Source organism: Rossellomorea vietnamensis (assembly GCF_001305855.1).
GTDB lineage: Bacteria > Bacillota > Bacilli > Bacillales > Bacillaceae_B > Rossellomorea > Rossellomorea vietnamensis_A.
The window spans coordinates 75,422-90,022 of record NZ_LIXZ01000004.1 but is presented as its reverse complement, the minus strand read 5'-3'; the positions used below and the strand labels follow the sequence as shown (position 1 = coordinate 90,022).

The following is a 14,601-nucleotide window of genomic DNA, read 5'->3' as shown; positions in this document are numbered from 1 at the left end:
TTCGTTATCTAATACAAAAACTTATTGATTTCCTTCACAAACCTGTCCGTTTCCTCCAAGTCAGGAAAATGGGCACTCTTTTCGAATAGGGTCAGAGTGCTATTTGGCAGGCTGGAATGAATCAGTTTGGCAACGGGCAAACCAGTATTTCGATCAAACACCCCTGTCATTATGAGTATCTGATGATGAATTTCCTTGAGACGGTCGAGAAGGGGGACTTTAACCGGACTGTTCGTGAGGGTACGATTCATGAGACCAGTGTTAACGAGATTGCTTTCTTCCCACAACTCTCGATTTATTCTGGCAATTTCCTGGTTTTCAAATAATAATAGGTCCACGATTTCGGGACTCACCATCCCCCATACCTCGTCATAGATTGCGTCAAGAGTCGCTCCCCTTTGAAAGCAAGCTGATATTTTGTTAAATAGATTTGAATCTCCAATAGACAAAAAACCGGTTACTTGCACCATTTTATGAATGTCTGTATTGAGAAGACTTGGAGCTGATACAATGAGTTGGTAAATCTCTTCAGGAAGGTGATTGGCAATCTCAAGTGCCAGCTCTCCGCCAAAGGAGTATCCGAGAAGATTGACCTTTTCAACTCCTAACCATTTCTTCAGTTCTTTGAAGTCCTCAGTCAATACGTCAATTGTATATTCATCGTCAGCGTAAGGCTTTTCCGACCTCCCACACCCGCGTTGCTCATAGTAAACAATTGTCCTGGTCTTCCCGAGTAACGGGCCAGCCGTCCTTTCAAACACATAGTGATTCCCACCTGGTCCTCCGTGGAGAATGATCAGTGGAATGGTCTGGTTTTCAGCGCCTTCGATTTTAACCCAGTGATTGATTCCATTAAGAGGTACGGTGAATTCTCCGTTTTTGAGGTTGGGCATGGTAAATCCTCCTTATAAATGACTTAGTATCGCAAGATCAGAGGCAAATATATTTAGCTTTCTAGAGTTTTTGGCTGCTCAAATTAACCAGCTATTCGAAGAAAAGAGAGCACTAAATAATAAAATGTATAATACCGCCTCCATCAACGTGTAGAGATATTCTTTAGTGCTTCCCATCCATTTCCTCTCCATGTAAGACTTCCATAATTGCCTTGCGATAAAAAAGAACGCAATGATAAAGTAAGGTTGCAAAAACCAAAATTCCACATCGAAATTAGTAGTGACATGAAAAATGAAACCTGCTATTAACGTTACAACAGCGAAATACCCTATTAGCTTATCTCCTTTTTCATGCTGTTCATTTACCATCTCGTGAGAAAAAAACTTCCTCTTTTCCAAGCCCAGGTATCTGCTAATCACACGGTGGAATAAGAAAATGAGAATGATATAGATGGCAATGATAAAGAAAAATTTCAAAATAAAACCCAACATCCTCATCTCCTCACTTAATGTATACTGAGGTCAGGTGTATCTCTTCGCAGTCATAGCCTCATATTCTCAATCCAAACTACTCATAAATACCTTTCAAACGCCGCTTCAATTCAATACTTCAAATCCCTCAAAGCAAATCCTTCCTTTATCGAAGGCCACTCTTCATCAATGATCGAATACACAACGGCATTTCTGACATAGCCCCCGGACAAAATTCTTTCTTTCCTCAGGACTCCCTCTTTCACGGCACCCATTCTTTCAATGGCTTTCTGAGAACGGAGATTTCGTTCATCTGTTTTAAGCTGAACCCGCATCATCCCAAGTACCTCAAAACAGTATTGAAGGATCAAATACTTACAATTGGAATTAACGAATGACCTTTGATGGTCTTTGCTGTACCAGGTAGAACCGAGTTCACACGATTTTTGTGTAAGATTGATTTCAAACAACCTGGTCGACCCAATGATTTTATTTTGTTCTTTTAACACCACGGCAAAAGGCAAGGCGGTCTGTTGATCCCGTAAACGAACGGCGGCTGTTACCCACTTTTCCACTTCTTCGAGGGTGGTGATTTCCAACAGCATGTAACGCCAAATCTCCGGGTCATTCACTTCGAGAAGTTCCTTGGAATGCTTAATCTCCAATGGAATCAATTTTACTTTTTCGTTTTCTAATGTCGGCGGGGAATGAAAGATAGTGGTTGTCATAGTTCCTCCTATTTTTCCTGATTCATTTTATGAGGTCCGTCCCTCTAACTGAAATTCGTCTATTATTTTCTCAGCAACCTCTTTCGGGCACATATTTGTATTATTGATCTTGATATAATTCTCTCTTTCTATTTCCCCTTCTACTGAATTCAGACGATGTGTATCCAGGGAAGCAAGCAATCGTTTTTCGGAGTCTTCGATGTTTCGCTTGGAAGGTTTATGCTGCAGTCGGTTCGGTGTGATGTTTCGTTTCAGTCGTACTTCCAAGTTGGACTCCAACTCCACGAAATAGACTTCTGCCCCATTGGATTCAAATATATTCGTGACTTTCTCGACCCATTTCCAATCATTTTCTTCGTTAAATGCCCACATAAAGGTAAAGATCATTCCGTATTGATCTGTTTTTGAAAACGATTCAAAGATTTCTTCTCTCATCATGCCGCATATTCTCCACATTTCCTCTGTAAATCCGAAGAAAGGCTGGAGCAATTCGATGGTCATATGATTATGAAATAATTTCAGTTCTGTTCTTTTTTCCAGTTCTTGTCCTACTGTCATTTTCCCGACTGCTTGTGGTCCGAATAATAAGATTAGTTTCATAGAATTGCCCCCTTATCTCGACATTAATGTATTTTTAAGTTATTCTCTTTTTGCTGCTTCCACGTTGTTGGAATGAATACTTTTCATTCCTTCATAAAAATCATACCTCTCCCGGCAAAATGCTTCGAGAGTTTCATTATCCTGTAGAAGGTTGTCTAAATAATACCTTGATTCTTCGATTCTTCGCATCAGTTCATCCTGTTTATCCGTCACCGATCCATGCCCCGGGACATGAATCCGGATCATATGCTGTTGAAGGATCGCTTCCGATTTCTTTATTGTTTCTTTGTAATCTATGTAACTGCTGAAAATGAACGGGAACTCGACATCGGATAGATAGTCCCCTGATAAGAAGATTCCCAATGGTTCTATGACAGTGAATAGACCGTCATGCGTGTGGCCGGGTGCTTTGTAAAAGGTTAATGTAAGATGGCCCAGTTCGAGCTTTTCCCCATCGCCGGTTATGGCGAAATCAACGGATGGAAAATGGGGATCGTAGTCCCTTTTGATATAATATCGCTGATCAAACTCACGTACCTTCTGCATAATTTCACCTTTGTGCTCATGATGCTTGAGTTCTTCTGAAGCGATCACTTTCGCTTCGGGAAAGGCACCTGATCCGATGATATGGTCGAAATCACTGTGCGTGTAGATGATGTACAACTGCCTGGTTCCCAGCTCTCTATCCACATATTCCCGTATAGCCTGAACTTCGTGAGGCAGCCAATTGGGGTCAGTCATGATTATGACGTCATCGGTTTGAATAATGGCTGACGTGGTCTGATATAGTTCACTTTGAAAAACCGTTAGATGGTCGTTTTTAAAATGAATCATGGTTTGCCTCCTTTGAATTTCCGCAAATCTCATTATTGAATCGTAAAGTTACTCAACCTCACTCTCATACTTCTCCGGCAACAATTCCATCACATTACATTTCACCAATTCACCACGATACGATAAGATGACATCGGTTTGGGTACCGTAGTCACTGATTAATTCACGGCACATCCCACAAGGTGCGACGACCCAGCATTTCTCGATGTCTTCGTGTGGATGGGGGTGGGCAACTGCGACAATCGTTTCGAATTCGTGGTCTCCTTCAGAGATGGACTTCCCGAGGGCCATCGCTTCCCCGCATACGGTGATCCTGCCCACGTTTGCTTCGACGTGGACGGCAGCATAAACTTTGCCCGATGTTGCTCTGACAGCTGAACCAATGTGATGCCGACCGTACCGATAATTCGTTTCTATGACTCTTTCTGCTTCTTTGATTAATTCATAGTCTCTGTCTTCTAATGGTTTAACGTTTAACATGTTGCACCTCCTTTTTCATATTTGTTTTAAAATCATTTCCACTATCTCATCCTGCGTCATTGTATCCGTCAATTGAACTTCTCCATCTACACCAAGATAGTCCTCCGCATTCCACCATTCACGCAAAGAATCCTCCCCAAATTCTGTCCTTTTTGAACGGGAGTTATGTCGGCGGACGGTTTCTTGAAACGATAAATCGTAGTAGTATGTATGGGCTTTTCCGTTATAGAATTGGATTAACTCCCGAATCATGTCTCCGTAGCGCTGTTCAGAGAAGATTCCTTCCATAATGACGTACTCACATTTCCCTTTACCGTATTCTGTGATTTGCCTGATCAAGTCCATGGACAGATTGCCGTCCCGGTCCTGGACCTTCAACATGTCGCGGCGGACGACATCTTGGGAAACGAGGAGTGTCCCCCGCCCCAGATGCTGTTGAAGACGTTTGGCGGTGGTTGTTTTCCCGCTGCCGGAATTTCCTCGTATGATGATCATTGTAGATTCCATAATTCCTCCAGGTTTGTTCATAGTTGAATACTATATTTCTCCAGTAAATCTTTTAACGCCGGTCTTTCATTTCCATCCCTGCCCACTACATGCGTTGCCGTAATCAAGGAATTCAATACCGCCTCTTCTGTCGCTTCCCCGATCGCCCGGAATGCAAGGTCGATATCTTCTTCATGAATCATGGGGACGGACATGCATTGGGTCGTTTTGTCATGGGGGATCTTCGTTGCCGTCGAAAAGCCAATGACCACTTCTCCGCTCCCGGTTGTGATGATGGAGCCTGTTCGGGATAATCCTGTGATCGTCCTCTTGATGATCCGGTTAAGCTGCCTTTCTGATACGGGGAGGTCCGTCCCTGCAATGATGATGACGGAGCCTTTGTCCTGTTCTTCGCGGGAGTGAAGTATTCTTTCCTTCAGTTCTTCTCCGACGGCCCTTCCGTATACGGTCAGGTCGCTCAGTATTCCGAAGTTCGTCAAGACGAGGACTCCCATAGTGTAGGTCCCGTGGTCCATCTTCATGATTCTTGAAGCCGTCCCAATTCCGCCTTTCAAGGAGTAACAAAGCATGCCGGTACCGGCTCCGACTGTGCCTTCTTCAACGACTGTAGACGTATGTTCCAGCGCTTGCCTGACATGGTCTTTCGTGATGAACCTTGCCCTGATATCGTTTAAAAACATGTCATTGCACTCACACACCACGGGATTGACGGTCCCTGTCGTTCTGCCGATTCCAGGATTCCGTTCGAGCATGTAATCGATCAAGGCATCGGCGGCTGTACCGATGCTTAATGTATTCGTTAATAGAATGGGAGTTTCCAAGGTTCCCAGTTCATTGATTTGGATCGTCCCCATCGTCTTCCCGAACCCGTTGATCACATGGGTGGAGGCGATGAGTTTCTCTTTGAACAAATTCCCCTGATGAGGCAGGATCGCCGTGACGCCGGTTTGCCTACCTTTTTCACTGAGGGTGACATGACCGACCGTCACGCCTTCAACATCAGTAATTGAATTGTTGGGACCCGTTTCTAACTTACCTATTTTCAGTCCGTAGTCCCGGATTCTTTTTTGTCCAGCATTATTCATCATGGCTCCTCCATTAGGTGAATATTCCGAAAAATTCGGTTGTGAAGAACAACAGCAACGTGATGGAAAGGAAGGCTAGTTGCGAAAGGGTGAACTTATAATCATTAGGATTCGCTGAATGCCTTTTTTCAAAGAAGGCCCTTACTGTTTCCGACACCAGGACAAAACCGAATATCAGCATATGCGGTTCCAAGTACCATACTCTTCCTTCCTGATCCAGATTGGAAGCATTATAGATACCTCCAATGACGATGAGGATCAAAAATGTAAATCGAATCATCCAATCCAGTTTTTTATGATGAGCATTCACATGGTTATACGAGAACCTCTTCTTCCTCTTGACGTTCAGTATTTTTCTCATTCCTGCGTTAAATAGGAAGATGAGCAGCGCATAGATTGATAAGAATAAGAAACTCTTTAATAAAAAATGATCCATCTATTGATATCCTCCCAGGTGTTCAGTTACATACCAATTATTCCAAAATATTCATATAAACTCAATCCTTTCTTGGGTAAAGACATTCCTTGCCCGGTAATTATGCGGGATTAGAAAAATTCATGCGGGTTCTGGATTTTTCATGCGGGACTGATAATAATCGTGCGAGACTGTACATTATCATGTGGGTTTTGGATGGAATCGTACAGGGGTGTCGAATTTTCTTTATGTGAAAGCAGCAGAAAAAACGGCTTTGACCGATGAAGGTCTGGGCCGTTTTTTTACGTTTCTACACGCGGGAATGCGATGACAAATTCCGTACCGACTCCTTCTTCGCTTTCTACGGTAATCCTCCCTTTGAAGGAACGGATGATTTGGTAGCTGACCATCATCCCGAGCCCGGTACCTTTTTCTTTGAGAGAATAATAGGGAGAGCCGAGGCGGTCGACTTGTTTCGGGTTCATGCCGATCCCCTGGTCTTTGATGGTGATTCTGATGTGTCCGTCATCGGTTGGATAACAGGCGATCCATACGGTTCCACCATCGGGCATGGATTCCACGGCATTTTTGAGGATATTGATCAGTGACTGGTTCAGCTTCTGAGGGTTTGCTTTCATCCAGCAGTCATCCGCTATATTGGATTTGAACTCCACCTGCTGGTTTATGCTGAATGTTCGAATGAGCGTGGTGACACGCTTTAACTGTTCTCCGACATTGATGGTCCCATCTGTATTCATGGAGGGCTTGCCGAACGCCAGGAAGTCGTTGATGATTTCATTGGCGCGGTCCAGTTCTTCAATGGACACCTTGATATATTCTTTTTTATGATGAGGCAATTCCGGCTCATCGAGGAGCTGAAGAAAGCCCCGGGTCACCTGCATGGGATTTCGGATTTCATGGGCAAACACACTGGTCAGCTCACTGATCATCCTGAACTTCTCCGCATCCTGTACCTCAAGCCTCAGCTGTTGGGTCTCACGGATCTTTTCAATTAATACCGTACAGAGACAGGTAACGGCGACGGTAAAAAGAAGATGGATCCCTTGTACTTTCAAAACGGCGGGTGAAATTCCATTCAAAAGACTGAACACCGTCATGCCACAGAGGCAGTACAGGAAGGATAACCCTGCTGCCATCATCACTCTTCGATCCTTTTTCACCCGGATAAACATTCGTTGAACGTACAAAATGACAGGCAGGGTTATGACCAAAACAAGAGTTGTCGTATAAAGACCCGTGGTGATGCCTGAGGTCACGCGATATAAGATAATCAGGACGGACAGGAATAACCCCGGCCACATCCCAAGATATAAGGTACCAAGAAGGAGTGGAATAAATCGCAAATCCAGGCGAGCCCCTCCCGCATATTCCACAGGAAAAGACATGCATAACAGGATGGACACTCCCCATAACAGGGTCATGACCATCTTAATGGTCCGGTCCTTCTTTATTTTTTCCAGAATAAAGGTGAAATAACTGAATATCGGTATGATCATTAGGGTGAGCTGCAGCAGGAAATCTTTCACTATACTCATCTGGGCACCATTCGCCTTCTGTTTATATATAGTTCTATTCTAGCAAAAAACAGATGAAGATAGAGAATATTTCAACGATTTACGACATTATCGGATTCTTTTAATATAGTCCGCCTGTCCGGCTGGATTCTCATGACGGATGTAGTGCTCTTCAGCCAACCAGTATCTTCTTTTATACTTATCTAGCCTTGCTCGGTAATCACCAAGATAGACGTCTCGCCCCAGTACTCTTTCGGATCTCACCTCTTTAGAGCAATCGATGAAGATCATAAAGTCAAAGAAATCACGCCATTCTTTCCGTTGCAGGAAGACACCTTCAATCAGGATGATGGTATCCTGATTGTAGTGGAAGTCTTTTTGTACAATGGTGTCGGTGGAGGAATCATAGAAGGGTAATATGATTTCGTGGTTATGATGGAGCTTTTGAAATAGGCTTGATGTGAGGGACGATATGTCCCATTGAAGGGCATAGTATTCATGCCATTCTTTGTTCCCCGTACCGTACCTGCGGCTCTTTTCCACAATGTAATCGTCCAGGTGCAGGATGGATGTGTTATAGTTGATTTCTTTTTTTAGCGCTTCCGCGAGGGTTGTTTTACCCGACCCTCCCAGTCCATCAATTCCAATAATGAATGGACGGTGTTTAGAACACCTTTTATGATATTGGGTGAGAAAGGTCTCCATCATTACATCAAACGCATCAATCATTCGATTCCAACACCTTTCTGCTATACGTCCCAGGCTTTTTTTATCATCCCTTTCTCCCTTCCAATTATTTCAAACAACGAAAAAGAACTCAATTCTTTTTTCTTAAAGAAAATTGAGTTCCTTTCTTTTTATGGATATGTACGTCATCTAACCTCGGCCTTTTTACCCGGCCACTGAATCACTTTTTCCAGGATGTATTGATAGAAATAAATGAGGACGGCCAATGACAGGATGATCAAGTAAAAGAACAGGTTGCTCATCTTCCGTAATTTAAAGGCGCCCACTTTATCATAGAATTTCACAATCGGGAAAGCCAGCAGAAAATCGATCAGGGCATTTAATGCAAAATACTTTCTAAAGTCACCAAAGGTCCATTTAAATACCCAGAGTGTCGTGATGAAAAACATTCCCCCTACAAAAGGAAGATCGATTTTGGTCTTTTTCAAAAAGAAAGGATCTGCTTTCCACCATCTCTTATTATTGGCTATGACACTGAGGATACTCCATACGACATTTGTAAATACGGCGACAGAGGTAAAGCGAACAAAGGCGTTTTTCCCGAGGAATGGTGCTGTAAACCAGGGAAGAACCAATGTACAGGTAGATAAGATGGTTGAGTTCTTACTAGACACTATACGGCCTCCAATATTCGATTAGATAGTTGTAACGTTCTCCTAAATAGGGAATTTTATGTATCAGTGCAGTCTTTTCCATTAAAAAAGGGCTGTCCTTCTCCACGCCTAACGTGTCGTTGGACAGACCCTTTTTACCTGATCTTATTTTTTTGATTCATGATCATTCTGACCTTTATGATCGTCATGATCGTCAAGTTCACCACCATCATTTTTATATCCATGGTGGCTCCTACCATGGTCTCCTTTCGAGTCCATACCAGGAATGCCGGAGATATAACCGACTCCGCCTGTTTCCATGATGCCTAACGTATCTTTCATGGCTTGTTCCAATTCGTTTTTATCGACTGCTGTGATTTCTTTCTCATCAAGGTCTGCGCCTGGATGCTGGTAATTGCTTAGGACATAGTGTGAATCTTTCATTGAATCCACTGCCCTTAATCCCGTTGCTTCTGCTCCGACTGGAACGGAAAGGATTCTGGATAGCTTTTTCGTTTGTACATCGTATGCCCACACGAAATTGTTCGTGTGCATATCGCTGTCTTCTCCGATGAAGAGAGTATTCAGATCTTCTGAGAAACTCAGGTTATCAGGGTTTGCTACTAAATCCGGGTTTGCCGTGTTTCCTAGTGCATCCGGAGAAGCAAGGTCCTCTCCTAATACAAATCCGTTCATGCTGGCAGGAACATAGCCACTGTCAATCTTTTCATCATCACGATCGGTTTGACCTTCTTGAAGATTCAATTCATACGTGACACCCGATTTAATCTTTGGAAGTTGGATGTCATCCTGAACGGCTCCATCCTGTTTTTCCATGCTGCCATTTTGATAGGAGATGGCCATATAAGCTTTATGGTCTTCCGCGTTAACAGCGAGCCCCTCCATTTTGTTGAATTCAGAAGTCGCACCAAGGATCGCACCGTAACGGCGTGGTTCTAAAAATGCTGCAGCTTTTTCCATCCCTGGTTTCACATTAAGATATTCGACAGAATCATGGGAGTTCGTCTTCACAGCCGTAAACCCTTCAGTTGGTTCTTCCGATGTTTCGAAAATATCACTGAATGTCACTCCACCGTCGATCATGTCTTTGATTTCTTTGTCGGTACCGTGTCCAAGCTTAATCCAGTTCAAGTCACCGGATCCGCCTTTTTCTGTGCCAGTTTGTTCGAACTTAGCAGCATATAGGGTTCCTGCTGAGAAATCTTCCGCTTTGTCGGCTACATACATGAACATCATCGTATTGCCGCCGTCGTCACCGAAAATGGCTGTCTTGTTATCCGGAAGCACTTGCATCATTTCGTGGGAGAAACGACCAGTGCTGTAATGTTTGACGACAGATGGCTCTCCATCCTGGGATACGGAGATCTCAGGAATCCATCCATAATTGTAAGGATTCGCTTTGGATTCATCGTTAAAATAATACTTTGCAAAGTTGGTTACTTCTTTATAGGCATCAGAATCTTTATTGGCAAATTCCCGCGCATCCGGCTCATATTCCTCTGAACCAAGATGAGTACCCCAATCCGTTGTGGATCCGTTACATGGGTTCCATAGTCCGTCTACACTTGAGAAATCAATTTTATGTGCTTCTCTCACCGAAAGCTTGCCTGTTTTCTTATCTTGGTCAAGTTCAGACAGTGTCATGGATGCTGGTAGCCCGGAAATCTCCTCACCTGCATTATTCTTTGAATCGTATTCGAAATGGGAAATTAAGAATGATTGGTTCCCTTTAGTCAGAAGGCTGTTTGAATCCGGTGCATCTGAAATGAAGTAAGAAGGATTCGATGGAACGCTGTTGTCGATGATCGGATCACCGTTCACGTCGATTGGTGTACCTGCAGGGATCATTTCTCCTTTATTGTCGACGATTTTATCTTTTGACAGGTAGAGTTGATCATAGTTAAGAGGCAGTTCTTTCACTGTCCCATCTTTATAGGTCACTTTAACCGTTGCTGTTGTATACGTTTTTACCATATTTTTAATGTTGTCAGGAGCTTTCATGGAAGAGAATTCAACACTTTCAATTTTCTTGTGTGAATCTTTCTTTTTACCGTGGTCTCCATGGTCTTTTGCCATTGCTGTTAAAGATGAAGATGCCAGTAACGCCATCGATAATCCGATTGATAGTCTTTTTTTCATCATTAAAACCTCCCGATGTATTTACTACTACTCTAGTAAAACACGGAATGTTTAAGCCAGTATGAATACAAGTGGGATAAGTTTAACCCTATGTAAAAATTGCTTTACGTTCCGATATCAATTTTTACGCATAAGGTCATAGGTCGAATAGAGGAGTTGCTACCTCCAGAATATCCTTTTTCTTTCTTTTCCCATCAATCAAAAGGTTTTTGGCCACTTTATATAGAAAAGATAAAGTGAACTCCCGACCGGGATCCTGCTTTTTCAACCGGTAGATTTTCAGCAGCGTCTCCTGTACAAGATCTTCTGCCTTCCAGGGTGAGCCTGATAGTTTCAAGCAATAACAATACAGTTTGTTGATCGTTTGTTCCAATTCATTAAAGATCATTTGAAACACCCCACCATTTTTTGTAACTTTTTCTTCATTATATTCGTTATACATAGGAATTTCATTTAAAAGGAGAGGATACTATGTTTAAAATTGGAAGTGTGTTTGTCCCTGTCACAAATCTTGAGAAATCATCCGTCTGGTATGAGGAGCATTTAGGCGTGAAGAAAATCGGTTCTTGGGACGGAGGTGCAGGTTTTTACCTCCCCAATGGTTCTACCCAATTTGGATTGATTGAAGTGGAAACCCCTCAGCCGACGGAGTTTGTGATTAAAGGAAAGCAGAAGAATAGCTATTTCAATTTTGTTGTTCAGGATGTCGATGCGATTCATGAGGAATTGAACGGCAAAGGTGTGGTGACGACGGAAATCGATGACTTCGGTGGGATGCGCTTTTTCGATTTCTTTGATCCGGACGGGAATCCTTTCAGCGTGGTGAGCGAGGTAGAAGGATCCCCATTTCACTCCGATCACGTGAAAAAGCTTCAGGAAATGAAGCGCTGAACAAGAAAGGTGACCGGAATCCCGGTCACCTTTTCATGATGATTCGACAGCCGTTTTGAGGGAAACGAATGGCTCTTTTTCTTTGGAGGTGATCGTGTAGACAGTCTTCCCTTTCTGCCACTTCACGACCGTTTCGGGATGTTCCTTGAATCCGTTGATCGTGATCACTCCCTTGTCTGGTGCTGGTAAATAATTCTTTTCTAAGTAGTCTACGACTTTCTTTGCCATGTCCTCTGCCCCGTCATATCCATCAATTTTATATTGGGGATCCGTCGGGAAGTTGACTTTGATCAGCCAACGACCTTCATTCCAGTATAGATACTCGTGACCGGCTGCCCCTTCCTGGAGTCCTTTTATTCCGTGACCGAGATCGATGTTCGTCTGATCGACCTTCTCATATCCTTCGATCTGAGCTGCCGCTTCTTCAGGAGAGTTATAGTCCTGCTGTTGAATATCCTCATTTTCGCTGCTCGTATCACTATCCCTTTCGCCACTCTTGTCTCCGGCATCCTCCTTGCTACCATCATCAGCGTTCATACCCTCACCGGAATTGTCCTCTGAACTGTTTTCTTCATTCATATCCTTAGAAGTGTCCGTTTGATTTTCGTCCATCGACTGATTGGTTTCGTCCTGATCGGATGCATTCCCGTCCCCACTGCAGGCTGTTAATACTAAAGCACTGCCAATAAGGAGAGCTGCAGTAGTTGTTCTAAAAGACATTTCTGCACCACCTTTTATCGTATGTATACCACGTTTAAACATATTTATTCAAATAAATTCTGGTAAAAGAGTTATCAATTGGATGAAGAAGGGTATAAACAAGGGAGTTTAAAAAGGAGTTGTTGTAGATGAGGATGACCAAGCTCGATTTGATGTCCTGTTTACTATCAAGGGACCACCATTCTTTCAAGAAATTTTATCAGGATTATGAAACATTTATGTTTCGTACAGGCTACCGGGTGACGGGATGCAGGACCACGACGGAACAGTTGATGCTGTTGGTCGTAAGGAATATATGGGATCGCCCCACTGTCATTTCCAAATCATCGGACCGCTACTTATCAGTTATTCTACAGAAGTTGATGGTAGATCATAAATAATAGCATTCTATTAATGGAAAAATAAAAATCCTTGAATCGAAGAGTACAGGCAGAGTAAACCGGTTAAGAGTAATAACCATCCCCTCCCCTTATTGTCCCTCTGAATTTCTTCTATTCCCATGATTCCAATGGATAGACTGAAAGTCAATATTATGAGTTCAATCCACTTGTATTCCTGCATCACCAGTAAATATGTGGCTAGGACAAAACTCGCCAAAGAGAAAACATTACCTAATATCCTTAACACGAATTCACTTCTCCTTTTCCTCGAACAAAAAATCATCCCTTACTTTTCCGATACTTCTTCCTCATGCCTCTTTGCCCTTTTATATTCTTGCACGGACCGAGCAAACATAATGGCCATGCCCCCGATCAGATAGAGCGGCTGACTATCGAAATGATCTTTGATGACTACATCCTGGATCAGGATATAACAGCCATACAAAATCCAAAAGCCTGTAAAATAGGTGGCAAACCTCCAGAATGTTGGATATACTTTTTCTTTCGTCATGTTTTCGCCTCCTGGCATTCTATTTTATTGATAAAATATCTTCATCCTCCGAAGCAATTTCTTTGTCCTAAATACTCAACATAACAGAATAAAGGAACAACACCCCTGATATCATCCCGATCGCATACAAGGACAGTTTCTTGAGACAATCACTTTTAAACGTCTAATTTAACAAGTAAAAGAAGCCGACTTCCCAAATGCCATCCAGAAAAAAGGTGGAAATAATATTTCTGAACACGTTAAAAATAATAAGTAAATCCATCTCTGGTTACGCCTCTTCTCTCTCTTTTTTAATCGTATTAAGTGTAAAAATCAATCCCGTAAATCCCGCTAAAAATGATGGCGGAAGACTCCACATCAGGTATCGCCATTCCCCCGTATACAAAGAAACGAAGAAAAACGTAATGGGAAATCCGACCAATACGATGACCGTAACAAGTAACGCCAATCGATTCCTATTTTTCATAGTGAACCTCCATTCAGATGTACCGAGTAACCCCTCTATTTTAACATAATTTTCCTACACGTGACTCTCCCAAAACAAAAAAGAGGCACTTTTCCCATCAAAGAAAAAGTACCTGTTGTTTCATTTTTTAAGTAAAAGGAATAGTATCAGGAAAATGATCATTCCCAGAAATAAAAGATATCCCATCCCCATGCTGTATACGAAATAGACTCTTACATGGAGGAAGATGCGGATGATATGAAAGATCAGGATGCATAAGAGCACCATAATGACGATATTGACCTGTCTGTCCCGGTTTCGATACATAGAAATCAGCCCCAATCAAAGAGCATAGTACAAGATGAAACTTGTACCGTTTGTCTTTCTATATACCTATTTTGCTTTGCACCTCATTATTCATCAAACATCAACCGCTTCCAGTTGTTTACGTAGATCTGAAAGCTCAGTCTCGAGTTCGTCTAGTTTCCTTTGCTGGATATCCGTGTTTCTGCCGAAGGACTCGAGCTTCTCAAGGTCACCCTGGATACGGATATAGTCCAACTTCACTTCGTTTACTTTGTATTCCAATTCTTCTTTCGTCATGTT

The 14,601-nt window shown here is 42.7% G+C and carries 22 protein-coding genes; 2 read left to right on the top strand and 20 right to left on the bottom strand.

What is annotated here, in order from left to right; translation table 11 throughout:
- Positions 1 to 8: 8 nt before the first annotated feature.
- The 14 genes from AM506_RS06745 to AM506_RS06680 all read right to left on the bottom strand — a co-directional run bounded on the left by AM506_RS06745 (position 9) and on the right by AM506_RS06680 (position 11,436).
- Positions 9 to 893 carry an alpha/beta fold hydrolase gene (locus AM506_RS06745; protein WP_060671726.1) on the bottom strand — a complete coding sequence of 295 codons (885 nt, stop codon included), beginning with the start codon at positions 891 to 893 and terminating at the stop codon, positions 9 to 11.
- 78 nt (positions 894 to 971) lie between these two features.
- Positions 972 to 1,385, bottom strand: a complete 414-nt coding sequence (locus tag AM506_RS23415) for a DUF4181 domain-containing protein (RefSeq protein ID WP_060671725.1) — start codon at positions 1,383 to 1,385, stop codon at positions 972 to 974.
- 110 nt (positions 1,386 to 1,495) lie between these two features.
- Entirely contained in the window at positions 1,496 to 2,029 is a 534-nt protein-coding gene (locus AM506_RS06735) for a GNAT family N-acetyltransferase (protein ID WP_440480345.1), read from the bottom strand.
- 90 nt (positions 2,030 to 2,119) lie between these two features.
- Complete coding sequence (locus AM506_RS06730; RefSeq protein ID WP_060671723.1) at positions 2,120 to 2,692, bottom strand: AAA family ATPase; 573 nt, start codon at positions 2,690 to 2,692, stop codon at positions 2,120 to 2,122.
- A 39-nt stretch (positions 2,693 to 2,731) separates the two neighbouring features.
- Positions 2,732 to 3,526, bottom strand: a complete 795-nt coding sequence (locus AM506_RS06725) for an MBL fold metallo-hydrolase (RefSeq protein WP_060671722.1) — start codon at positions 3,524 to 3,526, stop codon at positions 2,732 to 2,734.
- Positions 3,527 to 3,574: 48 nt separating this feature from the next.
- On the bottom strand, positions 3,575 to 4,006 hold the full coding sequence (locus tag AM506_RS06720; RefSeq protein WP_060671721.1) for a cytidine deaminase: 432 nt from the start codon (positions 4,004 to 4,006) through the stop codon (positions 3,575 to 3,577).
- A 15-nt stretch (positions 4,007 to 4,021) separates the two neighbouring features.
- Complete coding sequence (locus tag AM506_RS06715) at positions 4,022 to 4,513, bottom strand: kinase (RefSeq protein ID WP_060671720.1); 492 nt, start codon at positions 4,511 to 4,513, stop codon at positions 4,022 to 4,024.
- Positions 4,514 to 4,530: 17 nt separating this feature from the next.
- Positions 4,531 to 5,598, bottom strand: a complete 1,068-nt coding sequence (locus tag AM506_RS06710) for a DmpA family aminopeptidase (protein ID WP_060671719.1) — start codon at positions 5,596 to 5,598, stop codon at positions 4,531 to 4,533.
- A gap of 13 nt (positions 5,599 to 5,611) precedes the next feature.
- On the bottom strand, positions 5,612 to 6,034 hold the full coding sequence (locus AM506_RS06705) for a DUF4181 domain-containing protein (RefSeq protein ID WP_060671718.1): 423 nt from the start codon (positions 6,032 to 6,034) through the stop codon (positions 5,612 to 5,614).
- A 281-nt stretch (positions 6,035 to 6,315) separates the two neighbouring features.
- Positions 6,316 to 7,569 (bottom strand): ATP-binding protein, encoded by a 1,254-nt coding sequence (locus AM506_RS06700; protein ID WP_060671717.1) that lies wholly within the window; start codon positions 7,567 to 7,569, stop codon positions 6,316 to 6,318.
- An 87-nt stretch (positions 7,570 to 7,656) separates the two neighbouring features.
- Positions 7,657 to 8,277: a kinase gene (locus AM506_RS06695; RefSeq protein WP_235576056.1), complete on the bottom strand. Its 621-nt coding sequence runs from the start codon at positions 8,275 to 8,277 to the stop codon at positions 7,657 to 7,659.
- Positions 8,278 to 8,420: 143 nt separating this feature from the next.
- Positions 8,421 to 8,909, bottom strand: coding sequence for a hypothetical protein (locus tag AM506_RS06690; RefSeq protein ID WP_060671716.1), 489 nt, complete (start codon positions 8,907 to 8,909; stop codon positions 8,421 to 8,423).
- 144 nt (positions 8,910 to 9,053) lie between these two features.
- The gene (locus tag AM506_RS06685) at positions 9,054 to 11,048 is read right to left on the bottom strand and encodes a PhoX family protein (RefSeq protein ID WP_082386262.1); all 1,995 of its coding nucleotides are present in this window, start codon (positions 11,046 to 11,048) and stop codon (positions 9,054 to 9,056) included.
- 136 nt (positions 11,049 to 11,184) lie between these two features.
- Positions 11,185 to 11,436 (bottom strand): RNA polymerase sigma factor, encoded by a 252-nt coding sequence (locus tag AM506_RS06680; protein ID WP_082386266.1) that lies wholly within the window; start codon positions 11,434 to 11,436, stop codon positions 11,185 to 11,187.
- A gap of 83 nt (positions 11,437 to 11,519) precedes the next feature.
- Between AM506_RS06680 and AM506_RS06675 the strand changes: the two genes are divergently transcribed.
- Positions 11,520 to 11,939: a VOC family protein gene (locus AM506_RS06675; RefSeq protein ID WP_060671714.1), complete on the top strand. Its 420-nt coding sequence runs from the start codon at positions 11,520 to 11,522 to the stop codon at positions 11,937 to 11,939.
- 33 nt (positions 11,940 to 11,972) lie between these two features.
- On the opposite strand, the gene AM506_RS06670 is transcribed toward AM506_RS06675, so the two are convergent.
- The gene (locus tag AM506_RS06670; RefSeq protein WP_060671713.1) at positions 11,973 to 12,659 is read right to left on the bottom strand and encodes a hypothetical protein; all 687 of its coding nucleotides are present in this window, start codon (positions 12,657 to 12,659) and stop codon (positions 11,973 to 11,975) included.
- 128 nt (positions 12,660 to 12,787) lie between these two features.
- On the opposite strand from AM506_RS06670, the gene AM506_RS06665 reads away from it, so the two are divergent.
- Positions 12,788 to 13,039, top strand: coding sequence for a hypothetical protein (locus AM506_RS06665; RefSeq protein WP_060671712.1), 252 nt, complete (start codon positions 12,788 to 12,790; stop codon positions 13,037 to 13,039).
- A 10-nt stretch (positions 13,040 to 13,049) separates the two neighbouring features.
- On the opposite strand, the gene AM506_RS23290 is transcribed toward AM506_RS06665, so the two are convergent.
- From AM506_RS23290 to AM506_RS06640, 5 genes are all read right to left on the bottom strand, one after another.
- The gene (locus AM506_RS23290; RefSeq protein WP_152968547.1) at positions 13,050 to 13,220 is read right to left on the bottom strand and encodes a DUF3953 domain-containing protein; all 171 of its coding nucleotides are present in this window, start codon (positions 13,218 to 13,220) and stop codon (positions 13,050 to 13,052) included.
- A 105-nt stretch (positions 13,221 to 13,325) separates the two neighbouring features.
- Positions 13,326 to 13,550 carry a hypothetical protein gene (locus AM506_RS06655; protein ID WP_060671710.1) on the bottom strand — a complete coding sequence of 75 codons (225 nt, stop codon included), beginning with the start codon at positions 13,548 to 13,550 and terminating at the stop codon, positions 13,326 to 13,328.
- Positions 13,551 to 13,818: 268 nt separating this feature from the next.
- Positions 13,819 to 14,016: a hypothetical protein gene (locus AM506_RS06650; RefSeq protein ID WP_060671709.1), complete on the bottom strand. Its 198-nt coding sequence runs from the start codon at positions 14,014 to 14,016 to the stop codon at positions 13,819 to 13,821.
- A 120-nt stretch (positions 14,017 to 14,136) separates the two neighbouring features.
- Positions 14,137 to 14,322 carry a hypothetical protein gene (locus AM506_RS06645; protein WP_060671708.1) on the bottom strand — a complete coding sequence of 62 codons (186 nt, stop codon included), beginning with the start codon at positions 14,320 to 14,322 and terminating at the stop codon, positions 14,137 to 14,139.
- 93 nt (positions 14,323 to 14,415) lie between these two features.
- Positions 14,416 to 14,598 carry an SE1832 family protein gene (locus AM506_RS06640; protein ID WP_060671707.1) on the bottom strand — a complete coding sequence of 61 codons (183 nt, stop codon included), beginning with the start codon at positions 14,596 to 14,598 and terminating at the stop codon, positions 14,416 to 14,418.
- Positions 14,599 to 14,601 lie beyond the last annotated feature (3 nt).

Excerpts from the sequence above, each read along its gene's own strand:
- AM506_RS06745 (WP_060671726.1), bottom strand. The coding sequence starts at position 893 with ATGCCCAACCTCAAAAACGGAGAATTCACCGTACCTCTTAATGGAATC.
- AM506_RS23415 (WP_060671725.1), bottom strand. The coding sequence starts at position 1,385 with ATGTTGGGTTTTATTTTGAAATTTTTCTTTATCATTGCCATCTATATC.
- AM506_RS06730 (WP_060671723.1), bottom strand. The coding sequence starts at position 2,692 with ATGAAACTAATCTTATTATTCGGACCACAAGCAGTCGGGAAAATGACA.
- AM506_RS06725 (WP_060671722.1), bottom strand. The coding sequence starts at position 3,526 with ATGATTCATTTTAAAAACGACCATCTAACGGTTTTTCAAAGTGAACTA.
- AM506_RS06720 (WP_060671721.1), bottom strand. The coding sequence starts at position 4,006 with ATGTTAAACGTTAAACCATTAGAAGACAGAGACTATGAATTAATCAAA.
- AM506_RS06715 (WP_060671720.1), bottom strand. The coding sequence starts at position 4,513 with ATGGAATCTACAATGATCATCATACGAGGAAATTCCGGCAGCGGGAAA.
- AM506_RS06710 (WP_060671719.1), bottom strand. The coding sequence starts at position 5,598 with ATGAATAATGCTGGACAAAAAAGAATCCGGGACTACGGACTGAAAATA.
- AM506_RS06705 (WP_060671718.1), bottom strand. The coding sequence starts at position 6,034 with ATGGATCATTTTTTATTAAAGAGTTTCTTATTCTTATCAATCTATGCG.
- AM506_RS06700 (WP_060671717.1), bottom strand. The coding sequence starts at position 7,569 with ATGAGTATAGTGAAAGATTTCCTGCTGCAGCTCACCCTAATGATCATA.
- AM506_RS06695 (WP_235576056.1), bottom strand. The coding sequence starts at position 8,277 with ATGATTGATGCGTTTGATGTAATGATGGAGACCTTTCTCACCCAATAT.
- AM506_RS06685 (WP_082386262.1), bottom strand. The coding sequence starts at position 11,048 with ATGAAAAAAAGACTATCAATCGGATTATCGATGGCGTTACTGGCATCT.
- AM506_RS06680 (WP_082386266.1), bottom strand. The coding sequence starts at position 11,436 with ATGATCTTTAATGAATTGGAACAAACGATCAACAAACTGTATTGTTAT.
- AM506_RS06675 (WP_060671714.1), top strand. The coding sequence starts at position 11,520 with ATGTTTAAAATTGGAAGTGTGTTTGTCCCTGTCACAAATCTTGAGAAA.
- AM506_RS06670 (WP_060671713.1), bottom strand. The coding sequence starts at position 12,659 with ATGTCTTTTAGAACAACTACTGCAGCTCTCCTTATTGGCAGTGCTTTA.
- AM506_RS06665 (WP_060671712.1), top strand. The coding sequence starts at position 12,788 with ATGAGGATGACCAAGCTCGATTTGATGTCCTGTTTACTATCAAGGGAC.
- AM506_RS23290 (WP_152968547.1), bottom strand. The coding sequence starts at position 13,220 with ATGCAGGAATACAAGTGGATTGAACTCATAATATTGACTTTCAGTCTA.
- AM506_RS06655 (WP_060671710.1), bottom strand. The coding sequence starts at position 13,550 with ATGACGAAAGAAAAAGTATATCCAACATTCTGGAGGTTTGCCACCTAT.
- AM506_RS06650 (WP_060671709.1), bottom strand. The coding sequence starts at position 14,016 with ATGAAAAATAGGAATCGATTGGCGTTACTTGTTACGGTCATCGTATTG.
- AM506_RS06645 (WP_060671708.1), bottom strand. The coding sequence starts at position 14,322 with ATGTATCGAAACCGGGACAGACAGGTCAATATCGTCATTATGGTGCTC.
- AM506_RS06640 (WP_060671707.1), bottom strand. The coding sequence starts at position 14,598 with ATGACGAAAGAAGAATTGGAATACAAAGTAAACGAAGTGAAGTTGGAC.